Genomic DNA, 17,786 nt, shown 5'->3' with positions numbered 1-17,786 from the left:
AACGTGGATCAGCGTGCGGGTTTGGGGACAACGATCTTCAAACCCTTGAAGTAGTCGCGGAAAAAGCCCTCGTCGCGGGTGATCAACCCGTCGCACTGGAGCATCGCGTGGGCGCCGATCAGGAAATCGGCCACCACCCGCTCGCGCTTGCCGCCGCGCGCGCGGAAGCGCTTGTTCATATGGCCGGCGCGCACCGCCGCCGCTTCCTGGGTGGCTTCGTAACGCACGCCGATCGAGGCCAGGGTTTCCATCAGGTCGACCTGGGTATCGAGCATGGCCAGCACCTCGGCCACCACCGCATCGCAGACCACCACCTCGTCGCGCGCCAGCGCATCGCCGATGCAGATCTCCGACACCTCGCCGTAGACCGCGTCGCCGACCAGGATGTCGAGCAGCACCGAGGAATCCAGGGCAATCATGGGTCGAACGGATCCCCGGGGGCGCGGCCACGGATGGCGCGCATCGCCTCGTCGGTACTGGTCAGCCCGTCGACCAGCTTGAACTTGCCGCGCACCTTGCGCAGCGCCTCGCTGACGTCCTTGCGCAGGATGATGCGCCCGCCGTCGAGCTCGATCTTGAGCGTGGTGCCCTTGGTCAGGCCCAGGGCATCGCGCACGGCCTTGGGCAGCGTGATCTGCCCGCGCTCGGCAACTGTGGCTTCCATGGAGGTGGCCCCGGCAGAAAGTATGCAGTGATTTTACATACTTGACTTGTCGTACTCAAGGCCACATACCCTGTGCTGCAACCGAACGTACACACTGAATTGGTCACACTGTCCCAAACAGACCTAAAGCCTGCTGCCATAGGAGTGATGCATGAGCGATTCCTTTTCCACCCGCACCTCGTTCGAGGTCCACGGCCAGCGCTACGAGTACTACAGCCTGCCCAAGCTGGGCGAGCGCTTCGAGATCGGCCACCTGCCCTATTCGATGAAGATCCTGCTGGAGAACCTGCTCCGGCACGAGGACGGCGGCGTCACCGTCGGCAAGGACCACATCGAAGCGGTCGCCAAGTGGGACCCCAAGGCAGAGCCCGATATCGAAATCGCCTTCATGCCGGCCCGCGTGGTGCTGCAGGACTTCACCGGCGTGCCGTGCGTGGTCGACCTGGCCGCGATGCGCGATGCCGTGGTCAAGCTCGGCGGCAAGGCCGACCAGATCAACCCGCAGATTCCCTCCGAGCTGGTCATCGACCACTCGGTGCAGGTGGATGTGTTCGGCTCGGCTGACGCGCTCGACCTCAACGGCAAGATCGAATTCCAGCGCAACCAGGAGCGCTACGGCTTCCTGCGCTGGGGCCAGAAGGCATTCGAGAACTTCAAGGTGGTGCCGCCCAATACCGGCATCGTCCACCAGGTGAACCTGGAAAACCTGGCACGCGTGGTGATGAGCGCGGACAAGGACGGGACACGGATCGCCTACCCGGACACCGTGTTCGGCACCGACAGCCACACCACCATGATCAATGGCATCGGCGTGCTGGGTTGGGGCGTGGGCGGTATCGAGGCCGAGGCCGCGATGCTGGGCCAGCCCTCGTCCATGCTGATTCCGCAGGTGGTCGGCTTCAAGCTCAGCGGCAAGCTGCCCGAAGGCGCCACCGCAACCGACCTGGTGCTCACCGTCACCCAGATGCTGCGCAAGGCCGGCGTGGTCGGCAAGTTCGTCGAGTTCTACGGCGAAGGCCTGCAGCACCTGCCGCTGGCCGATCGCGCCACTATCGGCAACATGGCACCGGAATACGGCGCCACCTGCGGCATCTTCCCGGTCGACGAAGAATCGCTGACCTACCTGCGCCTGTCCGGCCGCAGCGAGGAGCAGATCGCCCTGGTCGAAGCCTATGCCAAGGCGCAGGGCCTGTGGCACGACGCCAACACCCCACCGGCCCAGTACAGCGCCACGCTGGAGCTGGACATGGGCGAGGTCAAGCCGTCGCTGGCCGGCCCCAAGCGCCCGCAGGACCGCGTGCTGCTGGAAGACATGCAGTCCAACTTCCGCGAGAGCCTCAAGCCGTTCGTGGACGCGCGCAGCAAGCGCCTGACCGACGTCAAGCAGGAAGACCGCCTGAAGAACGAGGGTGGTGGCGGCACTGCGGTCGGCGCCAAGGCTGCGCAAGCCGAGAGTTCCACCGACAGCGGCGCCGGCTGGCAGCTGCGCGACGGCTCGGTGGTGATCGCCGCGATCACATCCTGCACCAACACCTCCAACCCGGCAGTGATGCTGGGTGCCGGCCTGCTCGCGCGTAACGCGGCGGCCAAGGGGCTGAAGGCGCAGCCGTGGGTGAAGACCTCGCTCGGGCCGGGCTCGCGCGTGGTCACCGATTACCTAAGCAAGGCCGGCGTGCTCGCCGATCTGGAAAAGCTCGGGTTCTACGTGGTCGGCTACGGCTGCACCACCTGTATCGGCAACTCCGGCCCGTTGCCGGATGATGTATCTGCGGCGATCGCCAAGGACGACCTGGTGGTGTCTTCGGTGTTGTCGGGCAACCGCAACTTCGAAGGCCGCGTGCACCCCGAAGTGAAGATGAACTACCTCGCCTCGCCGCCGCTGGTGGTGGCGTATGCGATCGCCGGTACCACCGACATCAACCTCACCACCGACCCGCTGGGCACCGGTAGCGACGGGCAGCCGGTGTATCTGCGCGACATCTGGCCGAGCAACAAGGAAATCGGCGACACCATCGCCGCCACCGTCGGCCCGGAGATGTTCAAGCAGAACTATGCCGACGTGTTCAAGGGCGACAGCCGCTGGAACACCATCGCCTCTCCTGATGGCGCGCTGTACGAATGGGACGCGGCCTCGACCTACATCAAGAACCCGCCCTACTTCGACGGCATGACCATGCAGGTCGGCCATGTCGAGGATGTGCATGGCGCACGCATCATGGGCCTGTTCGGCGACTCGATCACCACCGACCACATCTCGCCGGCCGGCAACATCAAGAAGGATTCGCCGGCGGGTCGCTTCCTGCAGGAGCGCGGCGTGCAGCCGGCCGACTTCAACAGCTACGGCAGCCGCCGCGGCAACGACGACGTGATGGTGCGCGGTACCTTCGCCAACATCCGCATCAAGAACCTGATGTTCGGCGGCGAAGAAGGCGGCAACACCCTGTACTACGGCAAGGACGGCGCGGCGCCGGAAAAACTGGCGATCTACGATGCGGCAGTGAAGTACAAGGCCGACGGCGTGCCCCTGGTGGTACTGGCCGGCAAGGAATACGGCACCGGTTCCTCGCGCGACTGGGCGGCCAAGGGCACCAACCTGCTCGGCGTCAAGGCAGTGATCGCCGAGAGCTTCGAGCGCATCCATCGCTCCAACCTGGTCGGCATGGGGGTGCTGCCGCTGCAGTTCCTGGAGAACGAAAACGCCCAGACCCTGGGCCTGGATGGTTCGGAAGTGCTGGACATCACCGGCCTGCAGGACGGCGCCAGCCGTCGTGCCACGGTGGATGCGAAGAAGTCCGACGGCAGCGTCAAGCAGTTCCAGGTCAAGGTGCTGCTGCTGACGCCCAAGGAAGTGGAGTACTTCAAGCACGGTGGTCTGCTGCAGTACGTGCTGCGTCAACTGGCTGCCCGCAAGGCGGCCTGAGCGCAGCGCGCTGCCCTGTAAGCATGACCCCACTCCCGCCGCCCGGCGGGAGTGGTGTTTTGGGCAACTGGAACCTCGTATTGCCGGACAGGTGAGCAATCATCGGAGGCGGACAGGCGCTGCACGCCAACGCAGCGCAGCGGGGAAATACCTTGCCATCCGATACCCACCGCGCCCACCGGCGATGCGCGCTCCAGAATCGCGGCATCAGTGCCCGGTCGGCTCCCACTGCGCGTGATACAGCTGCCAGTCGCCGTCCTGCAAGCGCCAGCCGGTGGTCACCTGGTAGGTCTGTGCCTGCTCGGGCAGCCAGCGCCCGCTGCCGCCGGTCAGCAGCGCGGTGAAACGCACGCGTGCGGTGTCATCGTGCAGTTGCACATCCACCGGCCCCAGGGTCACGCCGATGCGGCGATTGCCCAGCATCTGCAGCTGCATCAATCGCCGCAGGCCGGCTGCGTCCAGTCCTTGGTCGCCGACAAAATCCTCGGCCACCGGCGCCATCGCCTCGCCGATGTCGCGCGCTTCGATCGCCAGGTGCATCGTCTCCAGCGTTGCGCGCAGCCGTTGTTCCGGTGCGGCACGCGTGCAACCGACCAGGCCCACGATACAAATCGCAACCAACCCGACCCGCCACCGCGCTTGAATGCTGCCCTGCATCACGCTTCGCCTTTTCCATCCATGACGGTATGCTGCCAGCTGTTGTAGCGCCGTGGAACACACCGCGTCACGTACCGAATACCCTGGAGGGGGGCAGATGAATCAGGCACGTCCTTGGTTGCAAAGTTATCCGGCCGGCGTCGCAGCCGAGATCGATCTGGAGCAGTTCCGTACCGTGGCCGAGGTGTTCGCCACCTCGGTCAAGCGGTTTGCCGACCGCCCCGCATATCACAGCTTCGGCAAGACCCTCACCTATCGGCAAGCCGATCAGCTGGTCGAGCAGTTCGCCGCCTATCTGCTTGGCGAATTGCAGTTGAAGAAAGGCGACCGCGTCGCCCTGATGATGCCCAACTGCCTGCAGTATCCGGTGGCCACCTTCGGCATCCTGCGTGCCGGCCTGACCGTGGTCAACGTCAATCCGCTCTACACCCCGCGCGAGCTGAAGCATCAGCTGATCGACGCCGGCGCCAGCGTGCTGGTGGTGATCGACAACTTCGGCACCACCGTGCAGCAGGTCATCGCCGACACCCCGGTCAAGCAGGTGATCACCACCGGCCTGGGCGACATGCTCGGCTTCCCGAAAGCGGCGCTGGTCAACTTCGTCGTCAAGTACGTCAAGAAGCTGGTGCCCGATTACCGCATCAAGGGCGCGATCCGGTTTCGCGACGCACTGGCGCTGGGCCGCAAGCACAGCGTGCCGACGCTGCAGATCGAGCCCGATGACATCGCCTTCCTGCAGTACACCGGCGGCACCACCGGCGTGGCCAAGGGCGCGATGCTCACCCACCGCAATCTGGTGGCCAACATGCAGCAGGCCCACCAGTGGCTTGCCGGCACCGGCAAGCTGGAAGAAGGCGCCGAGGTGGTGATCACCGCGCTGCCGCTTTACCACATCTTTGCATTGACGGCCAACGGCCTGGTCTTCATGAAGATCGGCGGCTGCAATCACCTGATCAGCAATCCGCGCGACATGCCCGGCTTCGTCAAGGAACTGAAGAAAACCCGCTTCACCGCGTTCACCGGCGTCAACACGCTGTTCAACGGCCTGCTCAATACGCCCGGCTTCGACCAGGTGGATTTCTCCACGTTGAAGATGACCCTTGGCGGCGGCATGGCGGTGCAACGGTCGGTCGCCGAACGCTGGAAAAAGGTCACCGGCCTGACCCTGGTCGAGGCCTACGGCCTGACCGAAACCTCGCCTGCCGCCTGCATCAACCCGATGGACCTGAAGGACTACAACGGCTCGATCGGCCTGCCGATTCCGTCCACCGATGCCTGCATCAAGGACGACGCCGGCGCGATGCTGCCGCTGGGCGAGATCGGCGAGCTGTGCATCAAGGGCCCGCAGGTGATGAAGGGCTACTGGAAGAAGCCGGAAGAAACCGCCAAGGTCATGGATGCCGACGGCTGGCTGCACACCGGCGATATCGCACGGATGGACGAGCAGGGTTTCGTCTACATCGTCGACCGCAAGAAGGACATGATTCTGGTGTCCGGCTTCAACGTCTACCCGAACGAGATCGAGGACGTGATCGCCGAAATGCCCGGGGTGCTGGAAGTGGCCGCTGTCGGCGTACCGGACGAGAAGTCCGGCGAGATCGTCAAGGCCGTCATCGTGAAGAAGGACCCTGCGCTGACCGCCGATGCGGTCAAGGCGCACTGCCGCGCCAACCTGACCGGCTACAAGCAGCCGCGCGTGATCGAGTTCCGCAAGGAACTGCCGAAAACCAATGTCGGCAAGATCCTGCGCCGCGAACTGCGGGATGCGCCAAAGGGATAATTCTCCGGCGCCACCGCAGATCGACGGCCACCCGGCTGCCATCCCACGCCCGCACTGCCTCCAGGCCTTGCGGGCGTCTGCTTTTGCACGCTTCGGACGGTTCACGCGTCTCAGACGAGTGGTATGCGGCCGCGGACATGCCGGAACGATGGCCAGTTTGCACTTGGTTATATCCGCATTTTTGACACCCGCAAATGCAGGCACGCACTTTGCGGTTGATGACACCGGCCAGGGGAGTCCTGCAGGAAACCATAGGCCAATGACCAGACAGATAATTTCAGCACTGGGTAATCCACAATAAACTGCATTTATTTGCAGACATTCGCTGAAAGATTCAGCACACAGGGCTCACCGGGTAGAAAGGAAGCCCTCAGCGTTCATGGAGATAGTGCCGGTGTAGCATCGATTCGGAGTGGATCGCGCGCGCCCGCCGGCGTCCACTCTCCCATCGCGGGCTTTTCCAGGATCACGCCCATGAATACCGTTGAAAAGATTTCGATCGGCCGCCCCCACTCCACCATTCGGGTCGATGCGTCGGCCGCTGATGGCACCCACTGGTTGTTCATGCATGCCAATGCGCGTTTTGGCATCCGTCCCTGCTGCAGTCCCGAATTGCTGGACGACATATGGGATGTCATGGGATCCATCACCCGCGCCCCGCACGAGCGTCGCAGTGGTGAACTACGCCACTTCGTGCTTGCATCCGACTCCACCGCCTTCAATCTCGGCGGCGATCTGGACCTGTTTGCACGCCTGATCCGCGACCAAAACCGCGAGCAGTTGATGCGCTATGCCACCCGCTGCGTGGAAGGCGTCCATCACCTGCATGTCGGCTTTGGCGGGGACGTGCGCAGCATTGCGCTGCTGCAAGGCGATGCATTGGGAGGTGGATTGGAGATGGCCCTGGCCTGCCACACCATCGTGGCCGAAGAAGGCATCGGGATGGGACTGCCCGAGGTCTTGTTCGGTCTGTTTCCGGGCATGGGCGCGTATTCGTTCCTGTGCCGTCGCGTGTCGCCCCAACTGGCAGAAAAAATCATTCTCGACGGACGCATCTACAGCAGCGAGGAAATGCATGCGATGGGAATCGTGGACGTACTCGTACCGAAGGGCCAGGGAGTCGTTGCCACCGAAACGCTGATTCGCCAGCAAAAGCGCATCTCCCATGCCTATCTGGCAATGAACGCCGCACGCAACCTCGCGCAGGCGGTGCCTTACGACGAATTGCTGCGCATTACCGAGGTCTGGGTCGACACTGCCCTGGCACTGAGCGAGAAATCACTGCGCACGATGGACCGTTTGGTCAAGGCACAGAATCGCCGCGCTGGCGCAAGTGCCGCCTGATTTGGTGGATCCAGTACTGGGGGAATCAGGCCCGGCCTATCGCCGGGCTTCACTTAGCCGCGGTCGCCATTCCCGCTGACTCCGCCGTCGGACTTGTTCTGTGCGCGTTGAGCAAGCGCCTCGCGCCCGAGTGTCAACCCCGTCTTCAGCTGCTCCAGCCTCTGGCTCCATTCTGCGCGCAGCTGCGCTTCGGGCAGGCGCATCAACTCACCTCCCTGTTCGGCCAGCGCCACCAGCCCGAGATTGCTGGAAACGCCCTTGACCGCATGAGCATGCTCGCGCAGACGTGCCCAGTCCTGGTCCGCCGCCGCCTTGCCGAGCTGGACAACGCAAGCCGCAGCATCGCTGAGACATTGTTGAATGAACTCGCGTTCGAACTCATTCCCCATCCCCAGTTCCGCCAGCTCGTCGAGCACGGCAGGGTCGAGGACGGCGCCACTCGGCGCCGGGCTGCGGGTAGCGGTGGCAGGATCGGCCTGACGCAGTTTCTGGTTGACGGCGATGTCGGCCAGCGTATCCAGCAACTTGATCGCCGCCACCGGCTTGGCCAGGAAGGCATAGGCGCCCGCCTGCTCGCAGCTGCGAATCGACTCGGGCGTGACATCGGCGCTCAACACCACGACCGGGGTGCCCGGCATACCGCCCGCCTGCATCACCCTGAGCTGCTTCAACATGTCCAGACCGCTGACACCGGGCATGTGCAAGTCGACGATGGCCGCGTCGAAGTCTGCCTCGGCCAATGCGTCCAGTACGGCCTCGCCGCCGTCAACGCAGGTCACACGATGGCCTGCTTTCTGCAGCAACCGCTGCAGAACCAGGCGATTTGCCAGATGATCGTCCGCCACCAGGATATGCATGCTGCGCACGCGGGCACGGTGACGTAGAAACGGATCGGCAAACGCAATCACGTTGCCCGGTATCGTGGACTCCGCCTCATGCAGCACAGGCGATGGCGTTGCTACGGGCTTGGCGGCCGCCAGGCCAAACGGCAGTTCAAACCAGAACAAGCTGCCGCCCGCGGGATTTTCCTCGAACCCGATCGCGCCCCCCATCGACTGGACCAGCCCCCTGGCGATCGTGGTTCCCAGGCCGCTGCCTTCGAACCGGCGCGCCAGTCCGGTATCTGCCTGTTCGAACGCCTCGAACAAACGCGGACGCATATCGACCGGCACACCGATGCCGGTATCGAGCACCTCAAAACGGAGCAGCAAACCGCCACGGCCGCTGGCCTCGGTGGCCGCCACCTTCAACTGGACACTGCCGTGGTCGGTGAACTTGACCGCGTTGCCGACCAGGTTGAGCAGGATTTGCCGCAGATGTCCCGCGTCCCCGTGCACACGCGAAGGCACGTCTGCAGCCACGGCTGTCTGGTAATGCAGCCCCTTGGCCCTGGCCTGTGGCTCCAGGATCAGACCGATTGCCTGCAGGATGTCCTGCAATGCAAAGTCGGACGTGTTGATCCGCAGCTTGCCGGCTTCGATGGCCGAGATGTCCAGCACCTCCTCTACCAGCGCCAGCAGGCTGCGTGTCGATGCCTGAATGGTCTTCAGGCATTCGCGCTGCTCGCTATCCAGACGCGTCGTTGCCAATACCTCGGTCATGCCGGACAGGCCATTGAGCGGTGTCCGAAACTCGTGACTCATGTTGGCCAGGAAGCGGCTCTTGGCCTCACTGGCACGGCGCGCCTCGGCGGTGGCGCGGGTCAACTGCCGCAGAAGACTGGAGAAATACAACGGAACGGCGGCCAGACCAACGGCAAGCCCGATACCGAGCCGCTGGTTGCGTTGCCAGTAGTCGGTCATCCACAGCGTCGTGGAAAAGCTCACCACCGCCATTCCCACCGCAAGGTACAGATAGCGGTTGCCGTAGCGCAGGCCGTTGCCGACGGTGACCCACATCACCACGACATAGACCCAGGCTAGCGGCTCGCCCATCTGGATCATGCCGGCCGCCATCAAGCCGTAATCGGCCAACATGCCCAGGATGCGACGCGCATCCGAGCGCCCGGGCCGCCAGAGCAGCCACCCGAACAACGCAAGTCCGAGACTCAGGCCCGTCAGCACAATGACCAGAACGCCGGTGTGCTGGTGCGGCGGCAGGCTGTGCCGGACACCCGGCAGCAGGACATACGCCAGGATCAGGCTGATCAGCACGATGCGGACGATCGCCTGACCATGTTCGCTGTCGGGTCGATGCATCAACCGCTGCCGGATCCTTCCGAACGGATTCATTGCCTCACACCCCGGGTCGTGCCGATGCGGTCGAGAATTCGCCGCATATCTGGTCCAGCTGCGCGCGACCGCGCAGCAGCGCATCCACGCAGCGCGGGTCGAACAGGCGACCGCGTTGTGCATACAGATAGGCCAGCGCGGCGTCCATGGTCCATGCCTCCTTGTACGGGCGCGGCGACAGCAGCGCGTCGAAGACGTCGGCCACCGCCACGATGCGCGCTTCCAGCGGGATCGCTTCGCCAACCAGCCCATCCGGGTAACCGGTGCCGTCGTAACGCTCGTGGTGACGCAACGCGATCAAGGCGCCGACCTGGATGAAACGGTTCTGGCTGCCGCTGAGCAGCTCGTAGCCGATGCGCGGATGCCGCTTCATGATGCTCATCTCGTCGTCGGTGAGCTTGCCCGGCTTGAGCAACACCGCGTCGGGAATGGCGATCTTGCCCATGTCGTGCAGCGGCGCGGCCATCTCGATGATGCGCACTTCTTCCTCGGACAACCCGAGCTGCTCGGCGATCAGGCCGGCCACGTGCGACATGCGCTCCAGGAAGGCGCTGGTGCCCGAGTCGCGGTACTCGATGGCGCGCGCCAGCCGCGACAACGTCTCGCGTTCGCGCTCTTCGACCTCGTTCATGCTGGCCAGCAGACGCTGCTCCAGCGACAGCGCGCGTTGCTTGACGCTTTCGCTCTGCTGACGCAACTGCAGCAAATTGGCGCAGCGTGCGCGCAGTTCGCGCGGACGGATCGGCTTGACCAGGAAGTCGATCACGCCCGCCTCCAGCGCGGCCTGGCGGATCGGCTCGTCGCCGACGATGGTGATCAGGATGATCGGGATATCGCGATGGCTGGGCAGCCGGCGCAGACGCCGGGCGAACTCCAGGCCATCCATGCCCGGCATGCGATAGTCGAGCAGCAACAGATCCACCCGTCCGGCCTCGCACCACGCCAACGCGTCGAGCGGATCACCGAAATCGTAGACCTTCAATTCCGGTGCGATGTCCTCGATGACGTGGCGCAGCATCGTCCGCGCAGACATCTGGTCATCGACAATGACGATGTTCAATCCCAGATCCGCCTTTTCCGACCAGCTTCCCGATGTATCCGCCGACGACACGCCGGCAAGATTACCCAAAACATCCTGCATAGCCGTTGCTCCTCTTTCCTGAGAACGGAAAAGCGATGACGCCGGCCGCCGGGCCGACTCCCCCGACGATACGCCATTCGGGGCTCCGCTCTAGCATATGCAGTATCTGTGCCGTCGGCACGCCGACGGCACAAAAAAGATCAGGCTTCCGGACGCATATATGGGAACAGCAGCACATCGCGGATCGAGGTGCTGCCGGTCAGCAGCATCACCAGGCGGTCGATGCCGATACCCAGGCCGCCGGTCGGCGCCATGCCGTACTCCAACGCACGGATGTAGTCGGCGTCGTAATGCATCGCTTCGTCGTCGCCACCGTCCTTGGCCTGCACCTGCGCCTGGAACCGCGCGGCCTGGTCTTCCGGGTCATTGAGCTCGGAGAAGCCGTTGGCCAGCTCCTTGCCGTTGATGAACAGCTCGAAGCGGTCGGTATACCCCGGCTCGGTGTCGCTGGAGCGCGCCAGCGGCGACACCTCGACCGGGTGGTCGGTGATGAAGGTCGGCTGCACCAGCGTGTGTTCCACGGTGGCCTCGAAGATTTCCAGCAACAGCTTGCCCCAGCCGTAGGACGGCTTGACCTTGATCTTCAGCCGCTCGCAGTGCGCCAGCAGCGCGTCGCGATCAGTGCAATCGGCCGCGCTGATCTGAGGATTGTGGTGACGAACGGCCTCATCCATGCGCCAGCGCCGGAAAGCCGGCGCCAGATCGATGGCGGCGCCGTCCCAGTTCACCTGGGTGGTGCCCAGCACCGACTGCGCGGTGTCGCGGATCACCTGTTCGGTCAGGTCCATGATCTGGTGGTACGTGGCATAGGCCTCGTAGAGCTCGAGCATGGTGAACTCGGGGTTGTGCCGGGTCGACACGCCCTCGTTGCGGAAGTTGCGGTTGATCTCGTAGACGCGCTCCAGGCCACCGACCACCAGCCGCTTGAGGTACAGCTCCGGCGCCACGCGCAGGTACAGGTCCAGGTCCAGCGCGTTGTGGTGGGTGGTGAACGGCTTGGCGGCAGCGCCACCGGGGATGTAATGCATCATCGGCGTTTCCACTTCCAGGAAGCGGCGCGCGTCCAGCCAGGCGCGGATCGCGCGGATGATCCTGGAGCGCTTGATGAAGACCTCGCGCGCCTCCGGGGTGACGATCAGGTCGACGTAGCGCTGGCGATAGCGCTGCTCCACGTCCGACAGGCCATGCCACTTGTCCGGCAACGGACGCAGCGACTTGGTCAGCAGGCGCAGCGCGCTGGCCTTGACCGACAGCTCGCCGGTCTTGGTGCGGGTCAGCCCGCCCTCCACCGCCACGATGTCGCCGACATCCCAACCCTTGAACGCGGTGTAGGCATCGCCGAGCACATTGCCCTGCAGGAACAGCTGCACGCGCCCGGACTCGTCCTGGATCTGCGCAAAGCTGGCCTTGCCCATCACCCGCTTGGCCATCAGGCGGCCGGCCATCCGGACCGTGCGCCCGGTTGCTTCCAGCGCTTCGGAAGTCCAGGTGTCGGCGTCGGCGAATTCGGCCTGCAGGTCGCCGGCGAAGTGTTCGCGCACGAAATCGTTGGGATAGGCGATGCCCTGGCCGCGCAACGCGCCCAGTTTCGCGCGACGCTCGGCGATGAGGCTGTTCTCGTCGGCGGGGATCTGCGGCGCGGGGGTCTGCTCGGTCATGGCGGGAATCGGTCTGCGATAGGTCGGGCGCATGCCCGGTGGAGAATGCGGAACCGGGCGGGCCGGCTCCTGCGTTTTACGGTGTCTCGGTGACAACTGCGCGGCGCAACGGGACTGCGTGGCGATGTGCCGCACTGCAACCGCGCCGCCGATGTCGCAGCGGGCGCGGCGGCCTCGCCGCGCGATCAGGCATCCAGGCGTTTGGAGCCTGCCGCCAGGCCGGCCTTGAGGCTGGCCTCGACGAATTCGTCCAGATCGCCGTCCAGCACTTTCTGCGTATCGCTGCGTTCGATGCCGGTACGCAGATCCTTGATGCGGCTCTGGTCGAGCACGTAGTTGCGGATCTGGCTGCCCCAGCCGATGTCGGACTTGGTGGCTTCCAGCGCGTCGCGTTCGACGTTGCGCTTCTGCACTTCCAGCTCGTACAGCTTGGCGGCCAGCATCTTCATCGCGTTGTCGCGGTTCTGGTGCTGGCTGCGGCCGGTCTGGCAGGCGACCACGGTGTTGGTCGGGATGTGCGTGATACGCACTGCCGATTCGGTCTTGTTGACGTGCTGACCACCGGCACCGGAGGAGCGGTACACGTCGGTACGCAGATCGGCCGGATTGATGTCGATCTCGATGTTGTCGTCCACTTCCGGCGACACGAACACCGAGGTGAAGCTGGTATGCCGGCGGTTGTCAGAATCGAACGGCGACTTGCGCACCAGCCGGTGCACGCCGATCTCGGTCTTCAGCCAGCCATAGGCGTACTCGCCCTCGATGCGGATCGTGGCCGACTTGATGCCGGCTACTTCGCCGCCGGACACTTCCATCAGCTCGGTCTTCCAGCCGCGCGACTCGGCCCAGCGCAGGTACATGCGCAGCAGGATTTCGGCCCAGTCCTGCGCCTCGGTGCCGCCGGCGCCGGCCTGGATGTCGACGAAGGCATTGGCCCCGTCCATCTGCCCGGAGAACATGCGCTGGAATTCCAGCTTTTCGACATGGGTCTGGTACTTGTCCAGATCGGCGATCACCGCCACCGCGGTGTCTTCGTCCTGCTCGCTCTCGGCCAGTTCCAACAGATCGGCGGCATCGCCCAGGCCGGCCAGCACGTCGGCGATGCCGATCACGGTCTTTTCCAGCATCGAGCGCTCGCGCCCCAGGGCCTGGGCGCGCTCGGCGTCGTTCCACACGTCGGGGCTCTCGAGCTCCCGGCTGACTTCTTCTAGACGCTCTTTCTTGACGTCGTAGTCAAAGATACCCCCTGAGCGAGAGCACGCGATCGTTGAGATCGGTGATGCGCTGGCGGATCGGATTGGTTTCGATCATGACGGATTTCCGGCAAACAAGCCCGGTAGTTTAGCAAGCGGGCGGCGGCGGCGGAACGCGGTGGCGATCGTGACGGGCCGCAGGTTCGTGCCGGCCATGGACGTCATGGCGACCACTGCAAGCTCAGACCGGAGCAAGGCAGCCAGCAGGCGGTCCAGATGACGAGCGTCTGGGCTCATCTGCCACTGCGAGGCTGGCGCTCGCTCCGGTCGCCGGGCTGACCGCCTGGAACGGTCAGCCCGGCGCGGCCTCGACACGCTGCGGTGTGGGCGCCTGCCCCGCCAACGCCCGTAATGCAGCCAGGTAACGGCGACTGCACGGCAGCACGGCGGCGTCGGCCAGGTGTACACGCGCGTCGCCGGATTCCAGCGGCTCGATCGCCTGCACGCGTGCCAGCTTCACCAGATAGCTGCGATGGATACGCACGAACACGGCCGGGTCGAGCCTGGCCTCGATCGCGGCCATCGTGCTGCGCAGCGGGTAATCGTGGCCGCGTACATGCAGGTTGACGTAGTTGCCCGACGCCTGGATCCACTCGATGTCGGCGGTGGCGACCAGGAAGTCGCGCCCCAGCTTGCGCACCAGAAAGCGTTCCGGACGGTCCAGTGGCTCGACCGGCGGGCCTTCGTCCGGCGCGGTCAGCAGATGCGCCTCGCCCTGCCGACGCCGGCCATACCAGGCCAGCGTGTGGCGTAGCGCCACCAGCAGGGCAAAGGTGCGCAGATCCTTGGACAGCTCGTACATCCACTGCAACCGCAAGGCGCCGAAATCGTAGTGCGCACCGACCGCCAGATAGACCAGCTTGCGCAGCAGCACCATGCCGCTCACGTGCAGCAGCCACCAGGCAAGTGCAGCCGCAATATAGACAGGAACGCGCCGCCGCCAGACATCGGCATGCAATGGCCAACGCGTGCAGAGCCAGATCAGCGGCGGCAAGAGCAGCAGTGAGACGGTCGCACTGCTCAACTCCCAGGTCAGCACCTGCCACAGCAGCAGCGGCTGGCCGTCGCGCCGTGCCGCCAGCCATGTGCTGGCGGTGTTGCCCAGCGCGCTGCCATAGAAAACCAGCAGCCAGATCAACGCCACCCAGCGCCTGCCCGCATTGGCGGCGCTGTCGGTCTCGCGTTCGATCGCCCCGGACACAGGTGAATTCATCCGCGCATTCTATGCAAACCGCCAGCTTGCCGCCCCCGGTTCGTCCCTGCAGGACCGCAACTGGTCACTCCAGGACGGCATTGCCACCCTTGGCGCAGCTGCCTGGGGCCGGCGTTGCCGAGGATGCGGGCATGTCTCCTACCGACACGACCATGACCGAGCGCCGCCACGATATCGACGCCTTGCGCGTCTTCGCCTTCGCACTGCTGATCCTCTACCACGTGGGCATGGCCTACGTGGCCGACTGGGAGTTCCACCTCAAGAGCGTGCACACCGCGCAGTGGCTGCAATGGCCGATGATCGTGCTCAACCGCTGGCGGATGCCCTTGCTGTTCATGATCTCCGGCATCGCCATCGGGCTGTCGCGGCCGCAGGCCACGCCCTGGCGCTTTGCCTTGCGGCGCTGCGGGCGATTGCTGCCACCGTTGTTGTTCGGCATGTTCGTGGTGGTGGCGGTGCAGGCCTATTGCCAGGGCGTGAGCAACGGCAAGGTCAGCCCGGGCTTGGGCAACTTCCTGTTGCGCTACTGGCAGGTGCGGCCGTGGCCGGCCGGCAGTTTCGATGGCTGGCAGCATGGCATCACCTGGAACCACCTGTGGTATCTGGCCTATCTGCTGCCCTATACCGTCGCATTGATGGCGCTGGTATCGCTGACACGCCCGCTGCGGCTGACCGCGTTACCGGGCCTGCCCACTGCGCTGGCGGTGCCGGCCCTGCTGCTGTTGCCGATCCTGTGGGAAGCGTTCTGCGTGCTGTGGGTGATGCCACGCCACCCGCCCACCCACGCGCTGTTTGGCGACTGGTTCGTGCACGCCGAGTCGTTCCCGTTGTTCGTCCTGGGATACCTGCTGGCGCGCAGCGAGCGCTTCTGGCAGTGGGCCGTGCAGCTGCGCTGGCTCACGCTAGGCACCGCGCTTACGGCAATCGGCACCGAACTGGCCATTCGCTATGCCAGCATCCATGGGCAGACTGCGCAACCGGGTGCACCACTTACCGCGCTGCCGTGGGAGGTGATCGAGCACAGCGCACGTGCCGCCTACACCTGGCTGGCGCTGCTGGCGATTCTTGGCTGGGCCAGGCACCGATTGAACCGCCCGTTCCGCTGGCTGCCGTATTGCACGGAGGCGGTGTTCCCGTGGTACATCCTGCACCAGAGCCTGATCATCGTGACGCTGTACTGGCTGATGCCCCTGCATCTGAATGCCTGGCTGGAGCCGACGCTGGTGATCGCCGCCACCGTGATCGGCTGCCTGGCGTTGCACGAGTTTGCGATCCGCCGGGTGCGCTGGTTGCGTCCCTTGTTCGGATTGCGCGCACGCACGCCGCGTTCGGCGAGGAAGGCCGACGTCATGCCGATGACCCCATGAACACCAGGCGCAGGGTGGCGCTGTTTCGCCTGCCACGCACTGGACGGCCCGTCGGCAGCAACGCAAGATGCGCGCCGGACACGCTCTTTCGAAGACACCATGCGCCCTACCCTGCTTGCCGCCACCTTGTTGCTCGCGCCTGTCGCCGCCCTTGCCGATGCGCCGGTCGGCATTGCCTTCGACCACCAGGACTGGACCATCGCCTGCGACAACACCCGCACCTGCCGCGCTGCCGGCTATCAGCCGGATGACGACGGCAGCACGCCGGTGTCGGTGCTGCTGACGCGCAAGGCCGGTGCCGGACAAGCGGTCACCGCCGAGTTGATGCTGGGCCAGTACGACGAGGTCAAGATGCCGGCCTCGCTCAGCTTGCGCATCGACCAGCGCGACCTGGGCAAGCTGGCATTGAATCGCGACAGCGGCACCGCGCCGCTGACCAGCGCGCAGGTGACCGCACTGCTGGCCGCACTGACCCGCAGCAGCAAGATCGTGGCAGTGGGCAACGATGGCCGCCGCTGGCAGCTGTCCGATCGCGGGGCGGCGGCGGTGTTGCTGAAGATGGACGAGTTCCAGGGCCGGCTAGGCACGCGCGGCGCACTGGTGCGCAAGGGCGATCGCGACGAGGCCACGGTGCTGCCGGCCGTGCCGGCACCGCAGGTGCGCGCGGTCAAACTCGCAGCCCCGCAAGCGGCCGATGCCCGCCTGGGCACGCTGCCTGCGCTCTATCAAGCACTGCGTGCCAGCTTGCCGGCCGATGAGGAATGCAAGGGACTGCAGGCCGACGATACGGCCGAGCCGCTGTCGATCACCCGGCTCAGCAGCGACAAACTGCTGGTGTCGACCGACTGCTGGATGGGCGCCTACAACGTCGGCACCGGTTTCTGGGTGATCAATGCACACGCGCCGTTCGCGCCGACCTTGGTGACCACGCACGCCAGCGATATCGACGGTTCCGCCATCCTTGAATCGCAGAAGGGCCGCGGCCTGGGCGATTGCTACAGCGAGGCCAGCTGGACCTGGGACGGCCGCCGTTTTGTGCCGACCTCCGAATCCACCTCCGGCCTGTGCAGATTGGTCGCCGCTGGCGGCGCGTGGGAATTGCCGACCTTGGTGACCGAGGTCAAGAAGGCGCCCTGATCGAGGCGAGGATAGTGCGAGCGAGTGCGAGCGTCAGTGTGCGCTTGCACGGTCTTGCAGGACGCTTCGAACTGCAAACCAGCCGTCAGGCATGCGGCTCTTAGAGCATGTACTCCCGCATAAATGCCGCCTGTGGTGCGAAGCTCAGTGCAGAGCACGTGCAGAGCGGCTGAGCTGCTGCCTGGCTGCAGGGCCCTTGCCCCGCCCACCATCGCAGGACACGCCGCAAGTACGTCCCTGCAGGCTCTTCCATGTAGGCTCCGGCGCGGCATCCATGCCGCTCAAGGTCCCGCGACGGTGGGCGGGCAAGGACCTCTCCAGATAGTCGGTGTACGTGTTGCAGGCGGAGCACGACGCGTGTGGCTTGGATCACGGCGCGTCCGATCGGCTTCCCGGCACACGCCGAACAACACAGGGCCTT

13 protein-coding genes are annotated in these 17,786 nt (G+C 65.0%); 5 read left to right on the top strand and 8 right to left on the bottom strand.

Going from position 1 to position 17,786, the window contains the following annotated elements; genetic code table 11:
• Positions 1-8: 8 nt before the first annotated feature.
• Positions 9-419 carry a type II toxin-antitoxin system VapC family toxin gene (locus EO170_RS04295; RefSeq protein WP_016903181.1) on the bottom strand — a complete coding sequence of 137 codons (411 nt, stop codon included), beginning with the start codon at positions 417-419 and terminating at the stop codon, positions 9-11.
• Positions 416-664: an AbrB/MazE/SpoVT family DNA-binding domain-containing protein gene (locus tag EO170_RS04290; RefSeq protein WP_016903180.1), complete on the bottom strand. Its 249-nt coding sequence runs from the start codon at positions 662-664 to the stop codon at positions 416-418. Before EO170_RS04290 ends, EO170_RS04295 begins: the two co-directional genes overlap by 4 nt.
• 151 nt (positions 665-815) lie before the next feature.
• Here EO170_RS04290 and acnA point away from each other — a divergent pair, with 151 nt between their 5' ends.
• A complete protein-coding gene (acnA, locus tag EO170_RS04285) occupies positions 816-3,584 on the top strand; it encodes an aconitate hydratase AcnA (RefSeq protein WP_115677415.1) in 2,769 nt (922 codons plus the stop codon).
• Positions 3,585-3,791: 207 nt separating this feature from the next.
• Here the strand turns inward: acnA and EO170_RS04280 are convergent, their stop codons facing one another.
• Complete coding sequence (locus EO170_RS04280; protein WP_126942714.1) at positions 3,792-4,241, bottom strand: nuclear transport factor 2 family protein; 450 nt, start codon at positions 4,239-4,241, stop codon at positions 3,792-3,794.
• Between the two features lie 97 nt (positions 4,242-4,338).
• Here EO170_RS04280 and EO170_RS04275 point away from each other — a divergent pair, with 97 nt between their 5' ends.
• Together EO170_RS04275 and EO170_RS04270 are read left to right on the top strand one after the other, a co-directional pair.
• On the top strand, positions 4,339-6,021 hold the full coding sequence (locus EO170_RS04275; protein WP_026064479.1) for a long-chain fatty acid--CoA ligase: 1,683 nt from the start codon (positions 4,339-4,341) through the stop codon (positions 6,019-6,021).
• Positions 6,022-6,495: 474 nt separating this feature from the next.
• Positions 6,496-7,365 (top strand): crotonase/enoyl-CoA hydratase family protein, encoded by an 870-nt coding sequence (locus tag EO170_RS04270; protein WP_016903176.1) that lies wholly within the window; start codon positions 6,496-6,498, stop codon positions 7,363-7,365.
• A gap of 53 nt (positions 7,366-7,418) precedes the next feature.
• Here the strand turns inward: EO170_RS04270 and EO170_RS04265 are convergent, their stop codons facing one another.
• The 5 genes from EO170_RS04265 to EO170_RS04245 form a co-directional block, all read right to left on the bottom strand.
• Positions 7,419-9,596: an ATP-binding protein gene (locus tag EO170_RS04265; RefSeq protein WP_126942711.1), complete on the bottom strand. Its 2,178-nt coding sequence runs from the start codon at positions 9,594-9,596 to the stop codon at positions 7,419-7,421.
• A 4-nt stretch (positions 9,597-9,600) separates the two neighbouring features.
• On the bottom strand, positions 9,601-10,737 hold the full coding sequence (locus tag EO170_RS04260; RefSeq protein WP_026064477.1) for a two-component system response regulator: 1,137 nt from the start codon (positions 10,735-10,737) through the stop codon (positions 9,601-9,603).
• 140 nt (positions 10,738-10,877) lie between these two features.
• Positions 10,878-12,395, bottom strand: coding sequence for a lysine--tRNA ligase (gene lysS / locus EO170_RS04255; protein WP_126942708.1), 1,518 nt, complete (start codon positions 12,393-12,395; stop codon positions 10,878-10,880).
• A gap of 185 nt (positions 12,396-12,580) precedes the next feature.
• Positions 12,581-13,706, bottom strand: a protein-coding gene (gene prfB / locus EO170_RS04250) for a peptide chain release factor 2 (protein WP_104544732.1) whose coding sequence is annotated in 2 segments (ribosomal slippage) — positions 12,581-13,630 and positions 13,632-13,706 — 1,125 coding nt in all. Because the reading frame shifts where the segments join, the coding sequence is not laid out codon by codon here.
• A 234-nt stretch (positions 13,707-13,940) separates the two neighbouring features.
• Positions 13,941-14,861, bottom strand: coding sequence for a LytTR family DNA-binding domain-containing protein (locus tag EO170_RS04245; RefSeq protein WP_126942705.1), 921 nt, complete (start codon positions 14,859-14,861; stop codon positions 13,941-13,943).
• A 152-nt stretch (positions 14,862-15,013) separates the two neighbouring features.
• On the opposite strand from EO170_RS04245, the gene EO170_RS04240 reads away from it, so the two are divergent.
• Together EO170_RS04240 and EO170_RS04235 are read left to right on the top strand one after the other, a co-directional pair.
• Positions 15,014-16,228 carry an acyltransferase family protein gene (locus EO170_RS04240; protein ID WP_115677419.1) on the top strand — a complete coding sequence of 405 codons (1,215 nt, stop codon included), beginning with the start codon at positions 15,014-15,016 and terminating at the stop codon, positions 16,226-16,228.
• A gap of 99 nt (positions 16,229-16,327) precedes the next feature.
• Complete coding sequence (locus EO170_RS04235; protein WP_126942702.1) at positions 16,328-17,365, top strand: DUF1176 domain-containing protein; 1,038 nt, start codon at positions 16,328-16,330, stop codon at positions 17,363-17,365.
• Positions 17,366-17,786: the final 421 nt, after the last annotated feature.

The sequence above is a fragment of the Xanthomonas sp. BRIP62409 genome (assembly GCF_003992965.1).
GTDB classification, from domain to species: Bacteria; Pseudomonadota; Gammaproteobacteria; order Xanthomonadales; family Xanthomonadaceae; genus Xanthomonas; species Xanthomonas euroxanthea.
Note: the sequence above shows the minus strand (reverse complement) of the source record. Positions and strands in the feature narration are given on the sequence as shown.